This window comes from Isoptericola sediminis (assembly GCF_013085345.1).
GTDB classification, from domain to species: Bacteria; Actinomycetota; Actinomycetes; order Actinomycetales; family Cellulomonadaceae; genus Isoptericola; species Isoptericola sediminis.
This window is the reverse complement of the sequence record NZ_JABFAJ010000017.1, coordinates 14533-37647: the sequence shown is the minus strand read 5'-3', so window position 1 is coordinate 37647 and position 23115 is coordinate 14533. Positions and strand designations below refer to the sequence as shown.

Genomic DNA, 23115 nt, shown 5'->3' with positions numbered 1-23115 from the left:
TAGCGGATCGCCGCGGAAACCCTCAACGCTCCCGCGACGTGCCCTCCGTCACCGCTACGGTGGGCAGCGTGGATCAGCCCGAGCTCCTGGACGCCGTCGTGGTGCGCACCTGGGCGCACACGGTGGTCGAGGCCCTCGACATCGCCCGACCGGAGCTCGACGGGGTCAACGTGTTCCCCGTCGCCGACGGCGACACGGGGACCAACATGTACCTGACCGTCCGCGAGGCCGCCGGGGCCGTCCACGACGCGGATGCCGCCAGCGGCGGGGCCAAGCTGCTGCGGGTCGCCGCCCGGGCCGCCCTGCTCGGCGCCCGCGGCAACTCCGGGGTCATCCTCAGCGAGTGGCTGCGCGGGTTCGCGGTCGCCGCGAGCCGGCAGGACACCTTGGGCGTCGGTCTGGACGTCGCGGCACGGTCGGCCCGCCGCGCCGTGGCGCACCCGATGCCCGGCACGATCCTCACGGCCGCCGACGCCGCGGCGGCCGCTGCCCGGCACGCCGAGGCCGGCGGCATGGTGGGGCCGCTCGGGGCGCCGCGACGGCTCAGCGTCCTCGACGCCGCCCGGCGAGGGGCGCGGGAGGCGGCCCTGCGCAGCGTCGGGTCGCTGGCTCCCCTGCGCGACGCCGGGGTGCTCGACGCCGGGGCCTGCGGCCTGGTCCTGGTGCTCGCGTCCCTGGCCGCCGCCCAGCAGGCGGCGGGAGAGGCGGGGGTCTCGCCGGTGCCCGGCGCCACGGCGCCCGTGCTGCTCGACATGGACCTGCGCGGCCACGCCCCCGTCGGCGACGACATGGCGGCGGAGGTGCCCGCCGACGTCGCCGAACCGGAGTCCGGCGGCCTCGACGAGGTCGAGCTGATGTTCGTGCTGCACCGCTCCGCCGACGCGGACGGGTTCGTCCCGGGGGCCGTGGCCGACGCCCTGCGCGCCGACCTCGACCGGGTCGGCAACTCCGTCGTCGTGGTCGGCGGCAGCGCCGACGACGTGGACTCGCTCTGGCAGGCGCACGTGCACGCACCGGACCTCGACGCCGCCCTGGCGGTGCCCCGCCGCTGGGCCGAGCGGGGCACCATCTCCCACGTCCACGTGCGCCACCTCGCGGTGCCCCCCACCGACTGGGCCGTGGTGGTGACGACCTCGGCACCGGCGCTGGCCGCCGAGCTCGCCACCGGCGGTGCGGTCGTGCTGCTGGACCTCGACACCGCTCCCGCCGTCGACGACCTGGCGCAGGCGGCGGTCGCTGCCGGGACCCCGAACGTGCTCGTCATGGCCTCGCCGGAGCTGCTGGAGGGGCTGGACGACGCGATCGACGACCTGGTCGCCCGGGACGTCGCCCACGGGGGTCCGGGCGACCAGCCCCGGCTCGCGGCCGTACCGGCCCCCGACGACGTCCACCTCGTCACCGCGGTGTCGGCGCTCGCCGGTGCGCTGGACGCGGTGCGGGCCGGCGGGGACGCCCTCGACGTGCCGGGCGTGGTGCTGTCGGCGCACCGGCGTCTGCGGGCCGACCGGGTGGCCGCCGCCGACGCCGCGACCGCCGTCGTCCGGTTGGTCGAGGAGTGCGAGGACCCCGGGATCGTCGCCGTGCTGCCCGACGCCGACGTCGGAGCCGTCGTGCTGGGGCAGGTCGTGGACCGGGCCGCCGCGTGCGCGCCCGGGGCCGACGTCGTCGTGCTCGCCACCGGACGCCCGGGTGACCGGGTCGGGATCGGCGTCGAGCCGGTCGAGGACGTCGTCAACGACGCGCTGCTGCCCCTGCGCGACGGGGGCGGGCGATGACCCCGCGGCTGTCCGAGCCGCTGACCGCCACCCTGGGCAAGCGGGCCGCGGGGCCGCTCGAGAAGATGGGTCTGGTCACGATCGACGACCTGCTCCGGCACTACCCGCGCCGTTACGGCGAACCCGGCACCCTCACCGACATGGACCGCCTGCAGCTCGGGGAGCACGTCACCGTGATGGCACGCGTCGCGAGCGCCACGGTGCGCCCGATGCGCAGCCGCGGCGGCGCCCTGCTGCAGGCGACGGTGACCGACGGACGGCACGAGCTGGCCCTGACCTTCTTCGCCAAGCGTCCCGGCGCGCTGCGCCCGCACGAGGACAAGCTGCGTCCGGGGCGGTCGGGGCTGTTCACCGGTGTGGTCTCCGAGTACCGCGGCACCCGCCAGCTCACCCACCCGGACTACGTGCTGGTTGGGGTCGACGCCGACGACGACGAGTCCGCCCTGAGCGAGGCCTCGCGCCCGATCCCGATCTACCCGGCCACCGCCGCGGTGCCGACGTGGCGCATCCAGCGGGCCGTGCGGACCGTCCTGGACCCGCTCACGGAGGACGAGGTGCCCGACCCCGTCCCGGACGAGGTCCGCTCCCGGCTGGGGCTGCCGACCCGGCTGGACGCCCTGCGTGCCGTGCACGTGCCGGAGGCGGCGCAGGACTGGCAGGCGGGACGGCGCCGGCTGCGGTTCGAGGAGGCCTTCGTGCTGCAGGCGGCGCTCGCCCAGCGTCGATCCGCCGTCGCCGAGCAGGAGGCCACCGCGCGGCCGCCCCGCCCCGACGGCGAGGGCGGTCTGCTCGCCGACTTCGACGCCGCCCTGCCGTTCACGCTCACCGGGGGCCAGCGCGCGGTGGGGGACGAGATCGCCGGCGAGCTCGCCCGCCCGCGCCCGATGCAGCGCCTGCTGCAGGGCGAGGTGGGATCCGGCAAGACGGTCGTGGCGCTGCGGGCGATGCTGCAGGTCATCGATGCCGGTGGGCAGGCGGCGCTGCTCGCCCCCACCGAGGTGCTCGCCGCGCAGCACGCCCGCACGCTGCGCGCGATGCTGGGCCCGCTCGCCGAGGGTGGTCTGCTCGGCGGAGCGGCCCACGGCACCCGCGTCGCCCTGCTCACCGGCTCGCTGAACGCGGCCGCCCGCAAGGAGGCGCTGCTGGAGGCCGCCGGCGGCGAGGCGGGAATCGTCGTGGGCACGCACGCGCTGCTGGGTGACCAGGTGCAGTTCGCCGACCTGGGGCTGGTCGTCGTCGACGAGCAGCACCGGTTCGGCGTCGAGCAGCGGGACGCCCTGCGGGCCAAGGCCCGGGTGGCCCCGCACCTGCTGGTCATGACCGCCACACCCATCCCGCGCACCGTGGCGATGACGGTGTTCGGCGACCTCACCACCTCGACCCTCACCGAGATCCCGGCGGGCCGCTCCGGCATCACCTCCCACGTGGTCCCCGCGGACAACCCCCGGTGGATGCAACGGGTGTGGGAGAAGGTCCGCGAGGAGGTCGACGCCGGCCGGCGGGCCTACGTGGTGTGCCCGCGCATCCATCCCGACGACGACGGCGACACCTCGGCACGGCGGGCGGGGCCGGGACAGGACTTCGACGAGGTCCCGGAGTTCCTCGAGCTCACCGAGCCCGACGGCGGTGGCTCCGACCGTGCCCCGCTGCGTGCCGTGCTCGAGGTCGCGGAGGCGCTGCGCGCCGAGCCGCGGCTCGCGGGCGTCGAGGTCGGGGTGCTGCACGGCCAGATGGCACCCGCCGACAAGGAGTCCGCGATGGCGCGGTTCGCCGCCGGCCAGGCGCCCGTCCTGGTGTCCACGACCGTCGTCGAGGTCGGTGTCGACGTGCCCGAGGCCACCGTCATGGTGGTCTTCGACGCCGACCGGTTCGGCATCTCCCAGCTCCACCAGCTGCGGGGCCGCATCGGTCGCGGGTCCGACCCGGGTCTGTGCCTGCTGGTGTCGACCGCGCGGCCCGGCACCCCGGCTGCCGCCCGCGTCGAGGCGCTGGCCGCCACCACCGACGGGTTCGAGCTCGCCACCCTCGACCTCGAGCTGCGCTCCGAGGGTGACGTGCTCGGCGCCGCGCAGTCCGGACGCACCAGCTCCCTGCGCCTGCTCCGCGTGGTCCAGGACGCCGACCTCATCGACTCGGCGCGCACCGAGGCCACCGGGGTCGTCGACGCCGACCCCGGCCTCGGTCAGCACCCCGTGCTGGCCGCGGCGATCGCCGTCCAGCTCGACGCCGAGCAGGAGGAGTTCCTCGAGCGCGCCTGAGCGTGCCGATCCGCTCCCGACGCCGTCGTGGGCGCAGGTAGAGTCCGGGCCATGACCAGGATCGTCGCCGGAACCGTCGGTGGGCGGGCGTTGACCGTGCCGCCGTCGGGCACCCGCCCCACCAGCGAACGCGTCCGGGAGGCGATGTTCTCGCGGCTCGAGCACCTCGGCGTCGTCGACGGCGCCCGTGTGCTGGACCTCTTCGCGGGGTCGGGCGCGCTCGGCCTCGAGGCCGCCAGCCGCGGCGCTGCCGAGGTCCTGCTCGTCGACGCGGCGCGGCAGGCCGCCGACATCGCCCGCCGCAACGCCGCCGACCTCGGCCTCGACCGCGTCGTGCGCGTGCTCGCCGAACCGGCGGAGCGGACCGCGGCCCGGATCGCGGCCGACGGCGGGCCGGGCGACGGGTACGACCTCGTGCTCATCGACCCGCCCTACGACCTGGACCCGGACGTGCTCAACCGGGTGCTCGCCGATCTGGCCGTCCCCGGCGTGCTGGCGCCCGACGCCGTCGTCGTCCTCGAGCAGGCCCGGCGGGGCGCACCTTTCGTCTGGCCGGACGCGCTCGTCGAGCTGTCGGCCAAGCGGTACGGGGACACGGTCGTGCACTACGCCGAACGGCGGCAGGCCGAGGAAGGTCCCACGGAAACGTGACCGCCCGACCTACCGTGGGCGACGTGAGCATCGCCGTCTGTCCCGGGTCCTTCGACCCGATCACGCTCGGGCACCTCGACATCGTGCGTCGGGCGAACCGCCTGTTCGACGTCGTCGTGGTGGGGGTCGCCCGCAACGCCGCCAAGAACGCCCTGCTGACCGCCGACCAGCGGGTCGACCTGGTGCGCGCCGCCGTCGCGGACGACCCGGAGACCGCCGACGTCCGCGTCGACGTGGTCCCGGGCCTGCTGGTCGACTTCTGCCGGGAGGCCGGGGCGGCGGCCGTCGTCAAGGGGCTGCGCGGCGGCGCCGACTTCGACGGCGAGCACCCCATGGCCCTGATGAACCGCCACCTGAGCGGGGTGGAGACCATCTTCCTGCCGGCGGAGCAGCGGTACGCCCACGTGGCGTCGTCGCTGGTCAAGGACATCGCCCGGCACGGCGGACCGATCGACGACCTCGTCCCGTCCGCCGCGGCCGAGGCGGTGCGCTCCGCCATGGCGCACCGTGCGTGAGGAGCACGACATGACCGACACCCCGAACCCGACCGCCGGACTGCTGGAGATCATCGACGACCTGGCCGCGCTCGTGGAGGAGGCGCGCACGTCGCCGCTGTCGACCAACATCAAGATCGACCGCGACCAGGCGCTGGGGCTCGTGGCCGAGCTGCGCGACAACCTGCCCACCCAGGTCGCCCGGGCGGACGAGGTGCTGGCGGACGCCGAACGCACCCTCGAGGACGCCCACCGCCGTGCCGAGGAGATCGTGGCCACGGCGCGGGCGCGCGCCATCGAGCTGGTGCAGGACGAGCAGGTCGTCGTGCAGGCGGAGTCCCGCGCGGCGGACATCGTCGCCGAGGCGGAGCGCAGGGCCGCGGCGCTGCGCGCCGACGCCGACGAGTACTGCGACGGGCGGCTGGCCGACTTCGAGGCCGACCTGGGGCGGCTGACCACCCAGGTCCGGGCGGGCCGGTCGAAGCTGGCCGAGCGTCTCGGCACGGGGTCCCCGCGCGTGCGCTGGGACGCGGTCTCCGACCCCGAGTGGCCCGACGAGGACGACTCGGGCGACCGCCGCAGCGCCTGACATCGGCGGGCGACGGGGCCGGTGCCGTTGCGTACGTCACGTCGTGGGTGCGTTGGCCCGCGCGGGGCGATCGCGTAGACTGAACCGCTGGTCCGTGAGGACCGTCCCACCTGCACACCGCGCCGTGCTCGGCGCCGTCGTCTGGAGCATCACCATCACCACCGCCAAGCGCTCGCCGCTCGTGCTCGACACGCACGAGCTCTCGCGGCGTCCCGGGACCATGCGGGAGGTCGCGACCGTCGTCGCCGCGCCCGCAGACCTGGGCACGGCGGTCATCGGTGTGCCCGAGGGCGCCGACCTGACCCTCGGGCTGCGCCTCGAGGCCGTCATGGAGGGCGTGCTCGTCTCCGGCGTCGTGCGCGGCACCGCGGTCGGTGAGTGCGCGCGGTGCCTGGACCCGATCTCCCAGGAGGTCACCGTCCGTGTCCAGGAGCTCTTCGTCTACCCCGAGCGTGCCGAGGCCGCCGAGGAAGCCGGGGACGAGGAGGCCGAGGACGAGGCCCTGCTGATCGACGACCAGGCGGACATCGAGCCCGTGGTTCGGGATTCGCTGGTCACTGCACTACCATTTCAACCGCTGTGCCGGCCGGACTGCCCCGGTCTGTGCTCCGAGTGCGGAGCACGGCTGGAGGACGACCCCGAGCACCACCATGACATCGTCGACCCCCGATGGGCGGCGCTGCAGACCATGCTCGAGGAGTCGAGCGTGTCCGACGAGACGAAAGAGAGCTGACCGTGGCTGTTCCCAAGCGCAAGATGTCGCGCAGCAACACCCGCGCGCGCCGCTCGCAGTGGAAGACCACCGCAGCGCCGCTCGCGACCTGCCCCCAGTGCAAGGGCCAGAAGCTGTCGCACGCCGCGTGCCCGACCTGCGGCTCCTACAAGGGCCGTCAGTACGCCGAGGCGCTGCGCACCGAGCACGCGGGCTGACATGCCTGCACGCGGCAACGGAGAACGTCCGGAGCCGTCAGCACTTCTCGAGAAGCTCGGGGTCCATCTGGATCCCGAGCTTCTCGTGCTTGCCCTGACCCACCGGTCGTTCGCGCACGAGGCCGGCGGGATCCCCACCAACGAGCGCCTGGAGTTCCTCGGGGACACGGTGCTCGGGCTGGTGGTGACCGAGGCGCTGTACCGGCGTCACCCGGACAAGCCCGAGGGCGAGCTCGCGAAGATGCGGGCGGCGACGGTGTCGCAGCGGTCCCTCGCGGCGGTGGCCCGCCGGCTCGAGCTGGGCCGCTACGTCCTGCTGGGCAAGGGCGAGAAGCGCACCCGCGGGTTCGACAAGGACTCGATCCTGTCGGACACCGTCGAGGCGCTGCTCGGCGCCACGTACCTCTCGCACGGTCTCGAGGTCGCCCGCGACCTGGTGCTCCGGCTCGTCGACGACACGATGGAGGCCGCGGCCGACCTGGGCGCCGGGCTGGACTGGAAGACCTCGCTGCAGGAGGCGGTGGCCGAGCGGGGGTTCGACGCCCCGGTCTACGAGGTCACCGGCGAGGGTCCTGAGCACGCGCGCCGCTTCTCGGCGCAGGTCACCGCGGGCCCCGTGACGGGGCTCGGCGAGGGCACCGCGAAGAAGCACGCCGAGCAGGCCGCCGCCGAGCAGGCCTACCGCGCCGTGGTCGCCCTGCCCCTGCCGGGCCAGGCGCAGGACGCGGGCGCCGGTCCGGGGGAGCAGCCGGCCGGTGCCTGAGCTCCCCGAGGTCGAGACCGTCCGCGACGGCCTCGACCGGCTCGTGACCGGTGCCGTCGTCCAGGACGTGGAGGTGTTCCGCGACTACTCGGTGCGTCGGCACGAGGGCGGACCGACCGGGTTCGCCGACCAGCTCCGCGGCCGCCGGCTGGCCGGGGCCGCGCGGCGGGGCAAGTATCTCTGGCTCCCGCTGACCGACCCCGCCGCCGCGGGCGAACCGGCGGCCGCCCTGCTGGCGCACCTGGGCATGTCCGGTCAGCTCCTGGTGCGCGACCCGGCTGTCGCGGGGGAGTGGGCGCACCCCCACCTGCGCGTCCGGATCCACCTGGACGAGGCGCCGTCGGGGGCGCACCACCTGGACTTCGTCGACCAGCGCACCTTCGGGCACCTCTCCGTCACCGACCTCGCCCCGACGTCGGACGGCGCGCCCGGCGGGCACGGCAGCCCGCTGGCCGCGGTGCCGGAACCCGTGGCGCACATCGGCCGCGACCTGCTCGACCCCGCGCTCGACCGTGACGCCCTGGTCGAGCGCGTCCGCCGTCGTCGGACCGGGATCAAGCGGGCGCTGCTGGACCAGACCGTCGTGTCCGGGGTGGGCAACATCTACGCCGACGAGGCGCTGTGGCGCGCCCGCGTGCACTACGCTCGCGCCACCGACACGATGACGCGCCCCGTCGTGCGGCGCGTGCTCGACGCCGCCACGGAGGTCATGGCCGAGGCGCTGACGCAGGGCGGCACGAGCTTCGACGCCCTGTACGTCAACGTCAACGGCGAGTCCGGCTACTTCTCGCGGGCGCTGGCCGTCTACGGCCGCCTCGGCGAGGCCTGCCCGCGCTGCGGGACGCCCGTGCGCCGGGACGAGTTCATGAACCGGTCGTCGTACACCTGCCCGCGCTGCCAGCCGCGCCCCCGCCACGGCCGCTGGTGACCGCGCGGAATTCCCTCGCGTCCGCCGACGGGCACCCCTAGGGTCGCGACCATGGCATGTCGACTCAGCGAGCTGGTGCTCGAGTGCAGGGACCCCGCGGCGTTGGCGAGGTTCTGGTGCGAGGTCCTCGACTACGTGGTGCTCGACGAGGACCACGGCGCCCTGGAGATCGGTCCGCGGTCCGGGTTCGGGGGCCCGCAGCCGACGATCATCCTCAGTCCGCACCCGGACCCCGAGCCGGCGAAGCCGCGGCTGCACCTCGACGTCAACCCGACCGACCGTGACCAGGACGCCGAGCTCGAGCGGCTCCTGGCGCTGGGTGCACGCCCGGCCGACGTCGGCCAGACGGGAGACGAGCCGTGGCACGTGCTCGCCGACCCCGAGGGCAACGAGTTCTGCCTGCTGCGTCGGCGGCTCGACCCGCTGCCGGTGGACGCCGCGCCCTAGGCTCGGACCATGACGGTGCACCTCGCGCGTGTGTACACCGAGCCCGGTCCCGACGACGGCCGTCGGGTGCTGGCCGACCGGCTCTGGCCGCGGGGCGTGCGCGAGGGCGACCCACGGGTCGGCGTCTGGCTCCGGGACGTCGCGCCCTCGACCGAGCTGCGTCGCTGGTACGCCCACGACCCGGACCGTGCCGCCGAGTTCCGTGACCGGTACCGGTCCGAGCTGGAGACGCCGGGGCCGGGGGCGGACGCCCTCGCCGAGCTGCGCGACATCGCGCGACGGGGAACGGTCACGCTGGTGACCTCCACCCGCGAGGTCGACGGCAGCCACCTGCCGGTGCTGGCCGAGCTGCTCGCCGACGATCCCGGGCGCTGACAGCGGGCGTGGCCCGTCCGCGTCACTACGCTGGAGCGGAACCGCTTCATGGAGGGTGGCTGAGCCCATGGCCCTGACGACCGTGGAGACGGACGACGGCCCGCTGCCGGTCTACCTCGCGCGTCCTGCCGACAGACCGCCGTGGCCGGGCGTGGTGGTGATCCACGACGCCCTGGGCATGACGACCGACCTGCGTCGCCAGTGCGAGTGGCTCGCCGACCACGGGTTCCTCGCCGTCGCGCCCGACCTGCTGCACCGCGGGCCGCGGCTGTGGTGCGTGGTGTCGGCGATGCGCTCCCTCGTGCGCCGTCGGGGCCGCGGGTTCGACGAGCTCGAGGCGACCCGGTCCTGGCTGGCCGCCCACGAGGACTGCACCGGGCGGGTGGGCGTCATCGGCTTCTGCCTCGGCGGCGGTTTCGCGGTGCTGCTCGCGGGCGGCGGCCGGTACCAGGCGGCGAGCGTCAACTACGGCGGTGTCCCCGAGGACGCGGACGAGCTCCTCGCCGACGCCTGCCCGGTCCTCGGCAGCTACGGGGCGCTGGACCGCAGCCTGGCCGATGCCCCCGCCCGGCTCGAGCGGGCCCTGACCCGCGCCGAGGTCCCGCACCAGGTCACCGTCTACGAGGGTGCCGGGCACTCGTTCCTCAACGACCACCCCCGCGAGGAGATGCCGCTGTGGGCGTTCGTCCCGGGGCGGTTCGTCCGGTCCGGCTACCACGCCGACTCCGCCGACGCCGCGCGCCGGCGCATCGTGGCCTTCTTCGACGAGCACCTCGGGTCGAGCGACGACGGGCACCGCTCGTGACCCGGCACCGGTCGCATCGCCGCGTCCCCTACCGCGCATCCGGCGGAGGCCCTAGGCTCGGACCGCCGTGACCAGCACCGTCGAAGGAGACCGCGTGGACGACGCCCAGATGATCGGCTCGCTGACGACGCTCGCGGGGCCGATGGCGGCGTCGTTCCTCACCGGACGCTACTGGGAGGCCCGAGACCTGCGGGACCCGCGGCAGCACGGGTGGTTCGCGCTCTACCTCGGGGCCGTGCTCGTCCTGCTCGTGGCCGTGCTGGCGACGTCCACGGTGGAGGACCGGCTGCGCGCGGTCGGGCTGTTCTTCGGCGTGACCATCGTCGCGACCCTCGTCCAGGAGCGCCGGTACCGACGTCAGCAGCGGATGCCCGCCGCTCCCGAGACCGCCGGGTCCTGAGCCTCCCCGCCCCGGTGGCCGGTCAGCGCGCGACGACGTTCTCCAGCGCTGCGGCCCCGCCCTCGCGCCACCGCCGCACCTGCGCGGTGACGAACGCGGACGCCCCCTGCGGACGCCCACCGGCGACGTGCGGGGTGAGGATCAGGTGCGGGGTGTCCCAGAGCGCGGAGTCGGCGGGCAGCGGCTCGGTCTCCGTGACGTCGAGGGCGGCCCCGGCGATCGATCCCGAGCGCAGCGCCTCGGCCAGGGCCGCCTCGTCGACCGTGGTGCCGCGTCCGGCGTTGACGAACCGGGCGCGGGCCGGCAGCAGCGCGAGGACCGACGCGTCCAGCGCGTGGTGGGTGGCCGCGGTCGCGGGCAGCAGGGAGATCAGCACGTCCGTCGTCGGCAGCAGCTCGCCCAGGCGGTCCTGGCCGACCACCGGACGGCCGTACCGCTCACCGCCCGACGACGCCACGCCCGTGACGTGGGCGCCCAGGGCCTCGAGCAGCGGGGTGAGCCGAGCAGCGATCGACCCGAAGCCCCAGATCACGACGTGCGCGCCGTGCAGCGTGAACGCCTGCTCGTCGCGGGCCTGCTCGCGACCGAGGTCCCGGTCCCACGCGTGCCGGCGCTGCGCCTCCAGCGTGCGGTCGATCCGCCGGACGGAGGCGAGCAGCAGGGCGAGGGTGTGCTCGGCCACGGTCGCGTCGTGCAGGCTGCGCCCGGAGGAGATGACCACCTCGGGGGCGAAGCCGGTGGCGAGCGCCTGGTCGGGGCCCGCGTTGAGGGTCTGCACCCAGCGCAGGTTCGTCAGCCGGCGCGCGGCGTCGTCCATGACCCGCTGCGGGCTCGCCCAGGTGACGATCGCCTCGGCGTCCACGTGCGCGGCGGGGATCTCCTCACGCATGACGTAGCCGACGGCGTCCACCCCCTCGACGTCGACGGTCAGGTCGAAGGGCACGTTGCTCGGCACGAGGATCTTCACGGCGGTGACGTTACCCGCCGTGCCACGATGACCCGCATGGAACCTGCGCCTCCGCCCCGCACCGCCGCCCGCTACGACGTCGTGGTCGTCGGGGGAGGGCACAACGGCCTGACGGCCGCCGCCTACCTCGCCCGGGCCGGCCGGTCGGTGCTGCTGCTCGAACGGCTCGACCACGTCGGCGGGGCGTCCGTGTCGGCCCCGGTGTTCGACGGTGTGGACGCGCGGCTGTCGCGCTACTCCTACCTGGTCTCGCTCATGCCGCGCCAGGTCGTCGACGAGCTCGGGCTGTCGCTGCGTCTGGCGCGGCGCCGCTACTCCTCCTACACGCCCGTGGGCGACCGCGGCCTGCTGGTGGACACCGGGTCCGACGACGCCACCCGGGCCTCGTTCGAGGCGATCGGGGCGGGGCGCGACCACACCCGCTGGCAGGAGCTGTCCGCCGACCTGGAGCGGCTGGCGGGTCGGGTCTTCCCCACGGTCACCGAGCCGCTGCTGTCCGCGGCCGAGGCACGCGCCCGGGTGGGCGACGACGCGCTGTGGCGGGCCGTCGTCGAGCAGCCGCTCGGCCGGACGCTGCGCGAGCGGTTCGACGCCGACGTCGTGCGCGGCGTGGCGGCCACGGACGGTCTCATCGGGACCTTCGCCGACCTGGACGAGGCCTCGCTGATCCAGAACCGCTGCTTCCTCTACCACGTGATCGGCGGCGGCACGGGGGACTGGGACGTGCCCGTCGGCGGGATGGGGGCGGTCTCCGGTGCGCTGCGCGACGCGGCGCTCGCCGCCGGGGCGACGATCGTCACCGGTGCCGAGGTGACGGCGGTCGACCCCGGGCCGACCGGCGGGGACGCCGAGGTCGCGTGGACCGCGGACGGCGGGCGGACCCGCGGGGTGCGGGCCGGGGCGGTCGTCAGCGGGGCGGCCCCCAGCGTGCTGGACGCGTTGCTCGACGCCGCCGGCGCGACGCCGTCGGGCCGGGCCACGGACGCGGCGCCCGAGGGTGCCCAGCTCAAGGTCAACATGCTGCTGCGCCGGCTGCCGCGGCTGCGCGAGGACGTCGACCCGGTCGCCGCGTTCAGCGGGACCTTCCACGTGCACGAGTCCTTCGACGAGCTGCAGACCGCCCACGCCCAGGCCGCGGCCGGCCGGATCCCCGAGACGCCGCCGTGCGAGATCTACTGCCACTCCCTGACGGACGACACGATCCTGGGTCCCGACCTGCGGGCGGCCGGGGCGCAGACGCTGACGCTGTTCGGGCTGCACATGCCCGCCCGGCTGTTCCGGGAGGACCACGACACCGCCCGCGAGGCGGCGCTCGCGGCCACCCTGCGTTCCCTGGACTCCGTGCTGGCCGAGCCGATCGAGGACGTGCTGTGGCGGGGCCCGGACGGCGAGCCCTGCCTCGAGGCGCGCACGCCGGTGGACCTGGAGCGCAGCGTCGGGCTGCCCGGCGGGCACATCTTCCACCGTGACCTGTCGTGGCCGTGGGCGGACGAGGATGCCGACCCCGAGGGCCTCGACGCCCCGGGGACCTGGGGCGTGGAGACGCTGCACCCCCAGGTCCTGCTCGCCGGGGCCGGTGCGCGCCGCGGCGGGGGAGTGAGCGGCATCCCGGGCCGGGCGGCCGCCATGGCGCTGCTCGACTGAGGCGTGACTAGGCGCACCCCGAGAGCAGGGCGCCCGCGTACGGCACGTGGACGGCCAGGGCCACGGCGGCGAGCACCCCGAGGTGCGCCCCGACGGCGACGGCCGGCCAGGTGCCGGCGGACGCCGTGCCGGGAGCGACGAGGTGCCGGATCCGGTCCGGTCCGCCGGCGTGCAGGGCACCGACGGCGACCGGGGCGCGGTCAGGGGCGTCGCCGAGCGTGAGCAGCGCCCCGGCGAGCGCGGTCGTGCCGACGCGGTGCCGGGCGACGTCGTCGGCGGCGATCTCCAGGTAGGTGGGCACGGCGTCCGCGACGGCGGCCACCACGGGGATCCAGCGCAGGTGGGTCGCCAGGGCCTCGACGACCGCCGCCACGACGTGGTGGCGCTGGCGCAGGTGGGCGTCCTCGTGGGCGAGGACAGCAGCGAGCCCCGTCTCGTCGAGGGCCTCGAGCGCGCCGGTCGTCACCACGACGCCGCCGTGCCGGGCCGGCAGGGCGAACGCGGCCGCCGCGTCGTCGGGCACGACCAGCACCCGGTGCCCGCCGACGACCCGCGGCGCACCGGTGGACCGCAGGACGGCGGCCGTCCGGGCGGTCTCGCGTCGGCGCCGCAGCAGGTCGCGGCCGAGCACGGTGGCCAGCACCCCGGCGACGACGGCGGGCACCGCCAGCAGCAGCACCACGGGCACGGCGGTGTCGAGCGGGGTGCCGGCGAACGGGTCGGCCGCGGCCAGGCACCGCCGGCACACGTCACCGGCCGCCCCGGGCAGCACGGCGGGACCGGAGAGGGTCCAGGCGAGCATCGGACCGACGGCGAGCACGGCGGCCAGCCAGAGCAGGACACCCCCGGTGAGCACGACGGCCGCGGTCAGCGGTGCCCGGACCAGGGCGGGCGCGGCACGGCGGACGAGCCACGGACCGCTCAGCGCCGCGAGGACGATGCCCAGTCCGGCGAGGGCGGCGACTCCGGTCGTCATGCGGACCCCGTCGCGTCCTGCCCCGCGAGGTAGTCGCGCAGCAGAGCGCGGTCGCTCTCCGGCATGGCCTCGACGAAGTGCAGGATCGAGGCCGCGCGGTCGCCGCTGCTCGCCAGCGCGTGCTCCATGATCTCGGCGGCGTGCTCGGACCGGCTGGAGGCCGGCAGGTAGCGGGCGCTGCGGCCCTCGCGCACGTGCTCCACGAAGCCCTTGCGCTCGAGGTTGCCGAGCACCGTGGCGATGGTCGTGTAGGCGGGGCGGCCGCCGAGCCGGTCGATGACGTGCCGGACGGTGCAGCCGCCGCAGTCCCACAGGACGTCCATGACCTGGGCCTCGAGGGTGCCCAGGCGGGCCGGTTCGTCGTGCTCGCGCGCCGTCATCGAGCAGCCCCCTCGGGCGCGGGTGCCGGCGCCGCCGGGGGTGCCGGGCAGGCCACCTGGCCGCGCAGCCGCCACACGAGCGCGACGGCGGTGAGCGCGAGAGCGGCCAGGCCGAGGAACGGCTGGACGGGGGCGAACCAGGTGATCGCACCGCTGTAGCCGAGGGCCAGCAGGGCGAGCTTGTTGCACACGGGGCAGCCGACGGCGAACCAGGCCAGCACGCCGCCGGCCATGCCGAGCCGGCTGGACCGGGCCTCGTCCGGGTCCGGCGCCGCCGAGCGGACGTAGGTGGCCACGAGCATCCCGGACAGCGCCGAGGTGAGGATCCACACCGGGTAGTTCCACCACACCGGGGGGATCTCCCGGGAGAAGACGGGGTTGGGGATCAGCACGGTCGCCCACCCGATGAGCAGGCCGACGGCGAGCGCCGCGCCGACGGCGACGACGCGCTGACGAGGTGTCCAGGTGCGCAGGCCGACCAGCGCGAGGCCGGCGGTGTCGCGCCAGGAGGCGCGGGTCGGTGTCACGGGAGTCACGGTGCCATGATGACCCATCGTCGACTATGGTGCATAGTCGACTACGCCAGATAGTAAGCCGACCTCCCGGAGGAACCCGTGGCCGACCCCCGTACCCCGACCGCGTCCCGGCCGTGGGTCCTGCCCGCCGTCGTCGTCACCGTGCTGGCCCTGGTGCTGGCGGCGGCCGTGCTCTGGTCGTCCGGCGACGACGCACCGGCCGGCCCGGCAGCGGCCCCCGGTGCGGCGACCGCCCCCGGGCAGGGTGACGCCCCGACCGACGTGCAGGGGCCCGCCGAGCTCGACCCCGCCGCCGTCGAGCGCCGTGACCCCGAGGACCCGCTCGCCGCGGGCCCGGTCGACGCCCCCGTCGTGCTCGTCGTCTTCTCCGACTACCAGTGCCCGTTCTGCGCGCAGTGGAGCCACGAGACGCTGCCGGAGATGATGCAGCACGCCGAGGACGGCGACCTGCGCATCGAGTACCGGGACGTCAACGTCTTCGGCGAGGCCTCCGAGCGTGCGGCGCGTGCCGCCTACGCCGCCGGGCTCCAGGACGAGTTCTGGGCCTACCACGACGCCCTCTACCCCGAGGGGGAGAAGCGGTCCGAGGCCGAGCTGTCCGAGCAGGCGCTGACCGACCTGGCCGCCGAGCTGGGCCTGGACGTCGAGCGGTTCACCGCCGACATGGCCTCGTCCGAGACGGCCGAGGCCGTCGCCGCCAACGAGAAGCTCGGCCTCGACCTCGGCGCCTACTCGACCCCCGCGTTCCTGCTCGGGGGCGAGCCGATCGTCGGCGCCCAGCCGACCCAGGTGTTCCGCGACGCCTACGACGCGGCGCTCGCCGCGAGCGCGGGCTGAGCGATGGAGGTCGGCCTCCTCACCGCGTTCCTCGGTGGTGCGCTCGCGCTCCTCAGCCCCTGCGGCGCGCTGCTGCTGCCCGCGTTCTTCGCCTCCACCGTCGGCGCCGGCCCCCGGCTGTGGGCGCACGGCGGGGTGTTCCTCACCGGGCTGCTCGTCGTGCTGGTCCCGCTCGGTGTCGGTGCGGGCGCGCTCGGCACCCTGTTCGTCACGCAGCGGGACCTGGTCGTCACCGTCGCCGCCGTCCTGCTGGTCGTGCTCGGCGTCGTCCAGCTCCTCGGGCTCGGGTTCGACCCGGCCCGGGTCCTGCCCGGCGCCCGGGCCTTGCAGCGTTCGTCGGCGACCCGCACGGGGTGGGTCAAGACGTTCCTGCTCGGCGCGGCCGGAGGCGTCGCCGGGTTCTGCGCCGGCCCGATCCTCGGCGCCGTCCTGACCCTCGCCGCCGCCCAGGGCGACGTCGTCGGCGCCGGGCTGCTGCTGGCCGTCTACGGCGTCGGCATGGTCCTGCCGCTGCTCGTCCTCGCCACGCTCTGGGGACGGCTGGACGACCGCCGTCGTGCGGCGCTGCGGGGGCGGACGGTCACCGTGGTGGGGCGTGAGCTGCACACCACCTCGATCGTCACCGGCCTGCTGCTCGTCGCGGCCGGCGCCCTGTTCTGGGCCACCAACGGACTGGTCGGGATGCCGGAGCTGGTGCCCGTGAGCACCCAGGCGTGGCTGCAGGGCCAGGGCGCCCTGCTAGCGAACCCCGTCCTCGACGTCGGGCTGCTCCTCGTCGTCGCCGCCGTCGTGGTCGTCGTCTGGACCCGCCACCGGGCGCGCCGCCAGCGTGCCGTCGCCGCCGAGACCGAGGAGGCCCCCCGATGACGCGGACCCGCCGGACCGGCCCGCCGGCCCTCGTGCTGACGGGCGCCCTGCTGCTGGCCGGGTGCGCGGACCAGCCCGGACCGCCCCCGGTCGAGATCGACCGCACGCCGACCAGCGCCGTCGGGGCGCCGGCCGAGGTCGACCCGGACGGCCTGCGCCTGCCGCTGCAGGTCGACACCGTGCGGATCGTCGACCCCGGGTGGGACGCCGTCCCGCAGTCGGCCGACGGCATCACCCTGGGCGCCGGCGAACGGGACGGACTGCTGCGGTTCACGGCCGTGGCCGCCGACGGCGAGGCGTTGTGGAGCGCGGACCGGCCCGTCAGCCGTACCGGCTACGCCGTGACGACCACCCCCGACGGCCGGGCGCTCGCGGTGCTCACGGACAGCCCCGCAGCCGACGACGGCGAGGCCGGGGTCGCGACCAGCGCCACGGCCTACGACCTGAGCACCGGCGAGCAGGTCTGGGGACCCGTCGACGTCCCCGGACCGCTGGTCGGCCCCGGGCTGGTGTTCAGCGCGGAGCCGACGGAGCCGATAGGCACCGGCGACGCACGCGTGGTGCTCGACGCCGGCACGGGGCAGGTGCTCGGGCAGGACGACGGTGCCACGGTGCTGGGGGAGTACCGGGGCACCGTCGTGACCCGGCAGGGTGACGACCTCGTCGCCAGCGACACGGCCGGCGCCGAGAGCTGGCGCCTGGACGCGGCCGCGCAGGGCTGGGACCCGGAGGCGCTCGTGGCGGCCACCGAGCCGGCACCCGGTCCCGGCGTCGTGCGGGTGCGCACCGACGACGCGTCCGAGGCCCTCGTCGACCTCGCCGACGGGACCGTCCTGGCCGACGGGTTCACCGACGTCGGCGTCGACCCCACGACGGGCACCGTGATCACCGTGGACGTCGACGAGGTGCGGGGCCTGGACGCCGAGGGGGCCGAGCTGTGGACGTCCTCCTCGGGGCAGGAGACCACCGTCGAGGGAGTCAGCGGGGCGCTCGTGTACCTGCGGGTGGGGGACTCCCTGCGCGCGCACAACGTCGTCACCGGGAACGTCGCCGAGGCCTACGACCCCGAGGGCACCGGGGACCTGGTGGTCCCCGTCCTCGTCACCGAGGACGGCGGCATCGTCCTGTCCGACTACGAGCACCACTACCTGGCCACCACGGAGGCGACGCCGCCCCCGGCGCCGTAGCCGGGTCGGTCGCGCCGTGGCTCAGCGGATCTCGACCCGGTGCAGCCGGCGCAGGCCCAGGACCAGGGGCAGGGCGATCCACAGCAGCCCCCCGGTGCCGACCTGCGCCCACTGCTCCCCGGTGATGCCGGGCAGCGTCAGGAAGCTCAGGGACCAGCTCAGGTCGACCCAGGCGCCGTGCTCGGCCCACCAGCCGGAGACCCCCGCCACCACGGAGGAGACCATCGGCACGACGAAGAGGAACCCCAGGCAGGCCACCATCGCCGGCGCGGTGCTCCGGAGCACCACGGCGGTCGTGAACCCGAACGCGACGGCTGCCGCGTAGGCGAGCACGGAGCGCAGGGTCAGGGTCGTCGACAGGTCCCAGACGGCGTCGAGCCCGCGGGCCTGGGCGGCCACCACCGTGGCGACGGCGCTGAGCAGGACCACCGACGCGGCCGCGGCGAGCGTGACCAGCAGCAGGGCGACGGCCTTCGCGGCCATCACCCGTCCTCGGCGGGGGAGCAGCGCGAAGGTCGTCAGGGCCGAGCGCTGGCTCCACTCCCCGGCCACGGACAGCACGGCGACCAGCGGCAGCAGCAGCTCCAGCGGCATGAGGCTGGTCGCCGTGTACGCGCCGAACGTCACCTCGGTGTCCGGGCCCCAGACCGCGACGGCGACGGCCGCGAGCAGCGTGATCAGGGGGACGGCGGCGAGCAGCCACCGGCTCGCCCGGGTGTCGACGAGCTTGCGCAGCTCGACGTCCACGAGCCGGGTCAGGGGGACCGGTCGGCGTGCCGCCGGTGCGAGGGGCGGGACGGTGTCCGGGGCGAGGGTGGTCATGCGAGGGCTCCGCTCGGGATCGGGACGGCACCGACGGACGGGCGGTCGCGCCGGTCGTCGGCGGTCAGGTCGAGGAACATCTCCTCCAGCGCGGTGCCGTCGGCGCACCGCAGCTCGGTGACGGGCAGGCCGGCGGCGAAGGCCACCAGCCCGGCGTCCACGGTCCCGGCGTCGGTGACGACGGCTCCGTCGGCACCGGCCGTGGCGCGGTAGCCCGCCGACGTCAGGGCCGCCGACAGCGCGGCCGCGTCGTGCGCCCGGACCAGGGTCCCCGCCCCGTCCAGCAGCTCGGCCGTCGAGCCGGCTGCCACCACGCGGCCGTGGCCGATGACGACGATGTCGTCGGCGATCGCCTCGATCTCTGCCAGCAGGTGGCTGGAGAGCAGCACGGTGCCGCCGTCGTCGGCGAACGACCGCAGCAGGTCGCGCATCCAGCGGATGCCGGCGGGGTCCAGCCCGTTCGCCGGCTCGTCGAGGATCAGGACGCGCGGGTCGCCGAGCAGCGCCGTGGCGATGCCGAGGCGCTGACGCATGCCGAGGGAGTAGTCGCGCACGCGCCGCCGCGACTCGGTGCGGGTCAGGCCGACGAGGTCGAGCATCGCGTCGACCTGGGCCTCGGGCAGGCCCATCGTGCGCTGGGCGAGCACGAGGGTCTCGCGCCCGGTGCGTCCGCCGTGCTGGGCCGAGGCGTCCAGCAGCACCCCGACGTCCAGACCAGGGTTGGGCAGGTCCGCGTACCGGCGGCCGAGCACCGTCGCCGTCCCCGCGGTCGGGGTGGCCAGTCCGGTGAGGAGCCGCAGGGTGGTGGACTTCCCGGCGCCGTTCGGGCCGAGGAAGCCGGTGACGCGTCCGGGGGACGCGGTGAAGGTGAGGTCGTCGACGGCCGTGAGGTCCCCGTACCGTCGGGTGAGGGATGCGATCCTGATCATGTCTCGGACGCTACGGAGCCGCGGGTCCCGGCACATCGGGGACCACCCCGGTTCCGGCCCTGAGAACCGTCCGTCCCGCTCAGGGCCGGAGCGTGGCGCCCTCCCGGTCGGTCGCCCAGCGGTAGTCCGGCACCTCGTGCAGCAGCGCGTCGTGCGTGCCGCGCGCGACGACCCGGGCCGCGTCGCCCGGGGCCTCGCCCGGGCCGAGCAGCAGCACCTCGTCGGCGGCCGCCAGCGGGGTCAGCCGGTGGGAGGCGACGACGACGGCGCGCCCCGTCGTGCGGGCGAGCCCGGCCAGCATCTCCACCAGGGCGTCCGCGGTGGCGGCGTCGAGGTGCTCGGCGGGTTCGTCCACGAGCAGCACCCGGTGCGGCGCCAGCAGCGCCCGGGCCACCAGCAGCCGGCGGCGCTCCCCGCCGGACACGTCCGTGCCGCCCGAGCCGAGCGGGGTGTCGAGCCCGGCGGGCAGACCCTCCAGCCAGGTGGTGAGCCCGACGGCCGCCAGCGCCTCGCGGGCGTCCACCTCGGTGACGTCGGCGCGGGCGACCCGCAGGTTCTCCAGCACGGTGGTGCCGAACACGTGGCCGTCCTCCGCGACGAACAGCCCCTCGCCGCGGACCCGGCCGGCGACCGGGGCGAGCAGCCCCGCCGCGGTGAGCAGCAGCGTCGTCTTGCCGACCCCCGACGGGCCGGCCAGGGCCACGACCCCGCCGGGCCGCAGCGTGAGGTCGACGTCCCGCAGGACGGTGCGGCCACCCTCGGGCCACCCCGCGGAGACCTCCTCCAGCTCGAGCCCGGTCGCGTCATCGGTAGCGGCGGGGCGCGGTCCGCCCGGCACGCCGTCGGTCGCCGGTAGCAGGTCGACCAGCCGTCGCGCGGCCTCGCGCGACCGGCGCAGCTGCACCGCGGCGGCGGGCAGTGCGGTCGTCACCTCGAACACGGCCAGCGGGGTGAGCACGACCACCGCCAGCTCGGTCGCCGCGAGGTCGCCGGCCAGCGCGGCCGGGATCCCGAGCAGCAGGCAGCCGAGCACGGCCAGGGTCTGGGCTCCCGCCTCGATCGCGGCCGAGAGTCCCGCGACGCGGGCGCCGTCGTCGGTCGCGGCCGCGAGGCGCCGGTCGGCGGCCCGCAGCCCGTCGGCGCGCTCGTCGAGCCGGCCGGCCACCCGCAGCTGCTGGCCGTCCTCGAGCAGCTCGAGGGTGCGGGCCGCGACCTCGCCGCGGGCCGCGGCACCCCGCTGCTCGACGGACCGCGAGGCCCGCGAGGCCAGCCACGGGGCGAGGACACCCGTGAGCAGCAGGCAGGCGAGCAGCACCGCGCCGGCAGCGGGCAGGAAGATCCCGACCAGCAGCACCGACCCCAGCCCCGTCACGACCGCGACGGCTGCGGGGATCAACGCGCGCACGACGACGTCCCCGACGTCGTCGACGTCGCTGCCGACCCGGGCGAGCAGGTCGCCGCGGCGCAGCGCCACGACGTCGGCCCCGCCGCGGGCGAGCCGGTCGTACAGGTTGGCGCGCAGCGCCGCCATGCCCCGCAGCGCCACGCCGTGCGAGGCGAGCCGCTCCAGGTAGCGGAAGAACGCCCGGCCGGTGCCGAACGCCCGCACGCCGACGGTCGCGACCGACAGGGTGAGCACCGGCGGCATCTGCGAGGCGCGGGCGATGAGCCAGGCCGCGGCCGCGGCCAGCCCGATCGCGCACACGAGCGTGGCGGTGCCCAGCCCGACGGCGCGGGCGACCCGGCCCCAGCGGATCTCGAGCAGGGGGGCGAGGCGCAGCAGCGGGTCGCGGGCGGCCCGGTGGCGCAGGCTCTCAGGCACGGGCGGCCTCCTTCGCCTCGACGTCGACGACCTGGTCGGCCAGCTCCAGCAGCGACGTGCGGTGGGCGACCACGATCACCGTGCGGCCCGCCGCGCGCCAGGCGCGCACGGTGTCGAGCACGACCTGCTCGCCCCGGGCGTCCAGGTGCGCGGTCGGCTCGTCGAGGACTACCACGGGCCGGTCCGCGGCCCCGACCAGGGCACGGGCCAGGGCGACGCGCTGGCGCTGGCCGACGCTGAGCCCGGCCCCGCCGAGCCCGACGGCGGTGTCCCAGCCGTGGGGCAGGTCGTCGAGCACGGCGTCCAGCCCGGTCGTGCGCGCGGCCTCCGCGAGGGCGGCGGCGTCGACGTCGTGACCGTCGGTGACGACCTCGCGCACCGTGCCGGGACCGATCGCCGGGCGCTGCGGGACCCAGACCACCTGGTCCCACCAGCCGCGACCGGCCCGGTCGGCCACGTCGGTCCGGCCGTCCGCGGCCGGCTCGACCACGACGCGCCCGCGGTCGGGGCGCAGCAGACCGAGCAGCAGCAGCACGAGCGTGGACTTCCCGGCCCCGCTCGGACCACGGAGCGCGACCACGCGGCCGCCGCCGGCGAGGCCCGTGCCGAGGGCCAGCCGTGCCGACAGGTGCGCGGGGGCGTCCACGTCCCGGCCCGGTGCGCGCACGCTGACGTCGTCGAGCACGAGCGTCGCGCCCGCGACCGCCGGTGCGGTCTCCGGCTCGCGGTCGGCACCGGGGCGCGACCCGTCGTCCGCCGGCAGGTCCAGGACGGCGAACGCCCGGTGCGTGGCGGCGAGCCCGTCGGTGGAGGCGTGGAACTCCGAGCCCACGCGGCGCAGCGGCAGGAAGATCTCGGGCGCGAGCACCAGCACGGCGATCGCCGGGACGAGCTCCATGCCCCCGTGCACGAGCCGCAGGCCCACGCCGACGGCGATGATCGCCACGCACAGGGTGGTCAGCAGCTCCAGCACCGCCCCGGACAGGAACGCCACCCGCAGCGTGCCCATCGTGGCGCGCCGCGAGGACTCGCCCAGGGACCGGACCCGGGCGGCCGGGCCGACCTCGCGGCCGAACGCCCGCAGGGTCGGCAGCCCCGCGATCAGGTCGAGCACCTGGGACCCGAGCCGCTCGACCGTGGCCAGCCGCCGTTCCGAGGTCCCGGCGGTCATGGTGCCGACGAGCCACATGAAGAACGGCACGAGCGGCAGCGTCACCACCGCGATGAGCGCGGAGACCCAGTCCAGACCGAGCACCACGAGCACCGTGGCGGGGGTGACGAGCGCCGTCAGCAGCAGCTGCGGCAGGAACCGCACCAGGTAGGGCTGCAGGTCGTCCAGCCCGCGGGTGGCCAGGGTGGCGACGTCGGACGGCGTCGCCCCGGCGGGCGGGCGTGGCCCCAGGGCGACGGCGTGGTCGACGACCTGCTCGCGCAGGTCCGCGACGACGGCCGTGGCGGCCCGCCGGCCGAACCGCTCCTGCGCCCAGGCGACGAGGGCGCGTCCCGCGGCGGCGGCGGCCAGGACGGCGAGCCACCGGGCCGTCCCGCCCTGGTCCACCACGCCGTCGCCGCCCGGGCTCGTGGCGATCACGACCGGCCCGAGCACGAACGCGATCGCGAAGGCCTGCACCACCACCAGGGCGGCCGAGGCCACGCCCAGTGCGGTGGTGAGCAGGACGTACGAGCGTGCGGCCCGGGCCTGCCGCAGCAGCCGGGGGTCGAGCGGTCTCACC

At 76.0% G+C, this 23115-nt stretch carries 25 protein-coding genes; 17 read left to right on the top strand and 8 right to left on the bottom strand.

Translation table 11 applies throughout. The features are described from left to right. Positions 1–68: 68 nt before the first annotated feature. The 13 genes from HLI28_RS09170 (at position 69) to HLI28_RS09110 (ending at position 10415) form a co-directional block, all read left to right on the top strand. Complete coding sequence (locus HLI28_RS09170; protein ID WP_343035753.1) at positions 69–1775, top strand: DAK2 domain-containing protein; 1707 nt, start codon at positions 69–71, stop codon at positions 1773–1775. Beyond that, positions 1772–4033 carry an ATP-dependent DNA helicase RecG gene (locus HLI28_RS09165; RefSeq protein ID WP_171247216.1) on the top strand — a complete coding sequence of 754 codons (2262 nt, stop codon included), beginning with the start codon at positions 1772–1774 and terminating at the stop codon, positions 4031–4033. Before HLI28_RS09170 ends, HLI28_RS09165 begins: the two co-directional genes overlap by 4 nt. Positions 4034–4084: 51 nt before the next feature. After that, on the top strand, positions 4085–4684 hold the full coding sequence (rsmD, locus tag HLI28_RS09160) for a 16S rRNA (guanine(966)-N(2))-methyltransferase RsmD (protein WP_171247215.1): 600 nt from the start codon (positions 4085–4087) through the stop codon (positions 4682–4684). A 23-nt stretch (positions 4685–4707) separates the two neighbouring features. Then, on the top strand, positions 4708–5199 hold the full coding sequence (coaD, locus tag HLI28_RS09155) for a pantetheine-phosphate adenylyltransferase (protein WP_171247214.1): 492 nt from the start codon (positions 4708–4710) through the stop codon (positions 5197–5199). 10 nt (positions 5200–5209) lie between these two features. After that, the gene (locus HLI28_RS09150; RefSeq protein WP_171247213.1) at positions 5210–5767 is read left to right on the top strand and encodes an ATP synthase subunit B family protein; all 558 of its coding nucleotides are present in this window, start codon (positions 5210–5212) and stop codon (positions 5765–5767) included. A gap of 181 nt (positions 5768–5948) precedes the next feature. Beyond that, positions 5949–6500 carry a YceD family protein gene (locus tag HLI28_RS09145; protein WP_343035759.1) on the top strand — a complete coding sequence of 184 codons (552 nt, stop codon included), beginning with the start codon at positions 5949–5951 and terminating at the stop codon, positions 6498–6500. A 2-nt stretch (positions 6501–6502) separates the two neighbouring features. Next, positions 6503–6697 carry a 50S ribosomal protein L32 gene (gene rpmF, locus HLI28_RS09140; RefSeq protein ID WP_171247212.1) on the top strand — a complete coding sequence of 65 codons (195 nt, stop codon included), beginning with the start codon at positions 6503–6505 and terminating at the stop codon, positions 6695–6697. A gap of 1 nt (position 6698) precedes the next feature. Beyond that, positions 6699–7460 carry a ribonuclease III gene (gene rnc, locus HLI28_RS09135; RefSeq protein ID WP_171247211.1) on the top strand — a complete coding sequence of 254 codons (762 nt, stop codon included), beginning with the start codon at positions 6699–6701 and terminating at the stop codon, positions 7458–7460. Continuing rightward, positions 7453–8388: a bifunctional DNA-formamidopyrimidine glycosylase/DNA-(apurinic or apyrimidinic site) lyase gene (gene mutM / locus HLI28_RS09130; RefSeq protein WP_171247210.1), complete on the top strand. Its 936-nt coding sequence runs from the start codon at positions 7453–7455 to the stop codon at positions 8386–8388. Before rnc ends, mutM begins: the two co-directional genes overlap by 8 nt. Before the next feature lie 51 nt (positions 8389–8439). Beyond that, on the top strand, positions 8440–8835 hold the full coding sequence (locus HLI28_RS09125; RefSeq protein ID WP_171247209.1) for a VOC family protein: 396 nt from the start codon (positions 8440–8442) through the stop codon (positions 8833–8835). 9 nt (positions 8836–8844) lie between these two features. Next, a complete protein-coding gene (locus HLI28_RS09120) occupies positions 8845–9210 on the top strand; it encodes a DUF488 domain-containing protein (RefSeq protein ID WP_171247208.1) in 366 nt (121 codons plus the stop codon). Positions 9211–9277: 67 nt separating this feature from the next. Beyond that, complete coding sequence (locus HLI28_RS09115; protein WP_171247207.1) at positions 9278–10015, top strand: dienelactone hydrolase family protein; 738 nt, start codon at positions 9278–9280, stop codon at positions 10013–10015. A 67-nt stretch (positions 10016–10082) separates the two neighbouring features. Beyond that, positions 10083–10415 (top strand): hypothetical protein, encoded by a 333-nt coding sequence (locus tag HLI28_RS09110; RefSeq protein WP_171247206.1) that lies wholly within the window; start codon positions 10083–10085, stop codon positions 10413–10415. 22 nt (positions 10416–10437) lie between these two features. On the opposite strand, the gene HLI28_RS09105 is transcribed toward HLI28_RS09110, so the two are convergent. Beyond that, on the bottom strand, positions 10438–11382 hold the full coding sequence (locus HLI28_RS09105) for an NAD(P)-dependent oxidoreductase (RefSeq protein WP_171247205.1): 945 nt from the start codon (positions 11380–11382) through the stop codon (positions 10438–10440). Positions 11383–11418: 36 nt separating this feature from the next. On the opposite strand from HLI28_RS09105, the gene HLI28_RS09100 reads away from it, so the two are divergent. Further along, a complete protein-coding gene (locus HLI28_RS09100) occupies positions 11419–13026 on the top strand; it encodes a phytoene desaturase family protein (protein ID WP_171247204.1) in 1608 nt (535 codons plus the stop codon). A gap of 7 nt (positions 13027–13033) precedes the next feature. Here HLI28_RS09100 and HLI28_RS09095 read toward each other — a convergent pair whose 3' ends face one another. Genes HLI28_RS09095 through HLI28_RS09085 form a run of 3 tightly spaced genes read right to left on the bottom strand, consistent with a single transcriptional unit; the run spans position 13034 to position 14918 of the window. Next, positions 13034–14002 carry a M56 family metallopeptidase gene (locus tag HLI28_RS09095; RefSeq protein WP_171247203.1) on the bottom strand — a complete coding sequence of 323 codons (969 nt, stop codon included), beginning with the start codon at positions 14000–14002 and terminating at the stop codon, positions 13034–13036. Next, positions 13999–14382, bottom strand: coding sequence for a BlaI/MecI/CopY family transcriptional regulator (locus tag HLI28_RS09090; RefSeq protein WP_171247202.1), 384 nt, complete (start codon positions 14380–14382; stop codon positions 13999–14001). Before HLI28_RS09090 ends, HLI28_RS09095 begins: the two co-directional genes overlap by 4 nt. Beyond that, positions 14379–14918: a hypothetical protein gene (locus tag HLI28_RS09085; protein ID WP_343035752.1), complete on the bottom strand. Its 540-nt coding sequence runs from the start codon at positions 14916–14918 to the stop codon at positions 14379–14381. Before HLI28_RS09085 ends, HLI28_RS09090 begins: the two co-directional genes overlap by 4 nt. Before the next feature lie 78 nt (positions 14919–14996). On the opposite strand from HLI28_RS09085, the gene HLI28_RS09080 reads away from it, so the two are divergent. The 3 genes from HLI28_RS09080 to HLI28_RS09070 are packed head-to-tail and all read left to right on the top strand — an operon-like array spanning position 14997 to position 17809. After that, on the top strand, positions 14997–15755 hold the full coding sequence (locus HLI28_RS09080; RefSeq protein ID WP_171247201.1) for a DsbA family protein: 759 nt from the start codon (positions 14997–14999) through the stop codon (positions 15753–15755). Between the two features lie 3 nt (positions 15756–15758). Further along, a complete protein-coding gene (locus tag HLI28_RS09075) occupies positions 15759–16622 on the top strand; it encodes a cytochrome c biogenesis CcdA family protein (RefSeq protein WP_171247200.1) in 864 nt (287 codons plus the stop codon). After that, positions 16619–17809: a hypothetical protein gene (locus HLI28_RS09070; RefSeq protein WP_171247199.1), complete on the top strand. Its 1191-nt coding sequence runs from the start codon at positions 16619–16621 to the stop codon at positions 17807–17809. The genes HLI28_RS09075 and HLI28_RS09070 overlap by 4 nt, the downstream gene beginning before the upstream one ends. A gap of 21 nt (positions 17810–17830) precedes the next feature. Here the strand turns inward: HLI28_RS09070 and HLI28_RS09065 are convergent, their stop codons facing one another. The 4 genes from HLI28_RS09065 to cydD form a co-directional block, all read right to left on the bottom strand. Continuing rightward, positions 17831–18631, bottom strand: coding sequence for a hypothetical protein (locus HLI28_RS09065; protein ID WP_171247198.1), 801 nt, complete (start codon positions 18629–18631; stop codon positions 17831–17833). Further along, positions 18628–19560 (bottom strand): ABC transporter ATP-binding protein, encoded by a 933-nt coding sequence (locus HLI28_RS09060; RefSeq protein ID WP_171247197.1) that lies wholly within the window; start codon positions 19558–19560, stop codon positions 18628–18630. Before HLI28_RS09060 ends, HLI28_RS09065 begins: the two co-directional genes overlap by 4 nt. Before the next feature lie 79 nt (positions 19561–19639). After that, positions 19640–21382 carry a thiol reductant ABC exporter subunit CydC gene (gene cydC / locus HLI28_RS09055; protein ID WP_343035751.1) on the bottom strand — a complete coding sequence of 581 codons (1743 nt, stop codon included), beginning with the start codon at positions 21380–21382 and terminating at the stop codon, positions 19640–19642. Then, on the bottom strand, positions 21375–23114 hold the full coding sequence (gene cydD, locus HLI28_RS09050; protein ID WP_171247196.1) for a thiol reductant ABC exporter subunit CydD: 1740 nt from the start codon (positions 23112–23114) through the stop codon (positions 21375–21377). The genes cydC and cydD overlap by 8 nt, the downstream gene beginning before the upstream one ends. Between the last annotated feature and the right edge of the window lies 1 nt (position 23115).

Bases quoted from the DNA above. Each gene is read 5' to 3' on its own strand.
- HLI28_RS09165 (WP_171247216.1), top strand. From the start codon at position 1,772: ATGACCCCGCGGCTGTCCGAGCCGCTGACCGCCACCCTGGGCAAGCGG.
- rsmD (WP_171247215.1), top strand. From the start codon at position 4,085: ATGACCAGGATCGTCGCCGGAACCGTCGGTGGGCGGGCGTTGACCGTG.
- HLI28_RS09150 (WP_171247213.1), top strand. From the start codon at position 5,210: ATGACCGACACCCCGAACCCGACCGCCGGACTGCTGGAGATCATCGAC.
- rnc (WP_171247211.1), top strand. From the start codon at position 6,699: ATGCCTGCACGCGGCAACGGAGAACGTCCGGAGCCGTCAGCACTTCTC.
- HLI28_RS09125 (WP_171247209.1), top strand. From the start codon at position 8,440: ATGGCATGTCGACTCAGCGAGCTGGTGCTCGAGTGCAGGGACCCCGCG.
- HLI28_RS09120 (WP_171247208.1), top strand. From the start codon at position 8,845: ATGACGGTGCACCTCGCGCGTGTGTACACCGAGCCCGGTCCCGACGAC.
- HLI28_RS09115 (WP_171247207.1), top strand. From the start codon at position 9,278: ATGGCCCTGACGACCGTGGAGACGGACGACGGCCCGCTGCCGGTCTAC.
- HLI28_RS09100 (WP_171247204.1), top strand. From the start codon at position 11,419: ATGGAACCTGCGCCTCCGCCCCGCACCGCCGCCCGCTACGACGTCGTG.
- HLI28_RS09095 (WP_171247203.1), bottom strand. From the start codon at position 14,002: ATGACGACCGGAGTCGCCGCCCTCGCCGGACTGGGCATCGTCCTCGCG.
- HLI28_RS09090 (WP_171247202.1), bottom strand. From the start codon at position 14,382: ATGACGGCGCGCGAGCACGACGAACCGGCCCGCCTGGGCACCCTCGAG.
- HLI28_RS09075 (WP_171247200.1), top strand. From the start codon at position 15,759: ATGGAGGTCGGCCTCCTCACCGCGTTCCTCGGTGGTGCGCTCGCGCTC.
- HLI28_RS09070 (WP_171247199.1), top strand. From the start codon at position 16,619: ATGACGCGGACCCGCCGGACCGGCCCGCCGGCCCTCGTGCTGACGGGC.
- HLI28_RS09065 (WP_171247198.1), bottom strand. From the start codon at position 18,631: ATGACCACCCTCGCCCCGGACACCGTCCCGCCCCTCGCACCGGCGGCA.
- HLI28_RS09060 (WP_171247197.1), bottom strand. From the start codon at position 19,560: ATGATCAGGATCGCATCCCTCACCCGACGGTACGGGGACCTCACGGCC.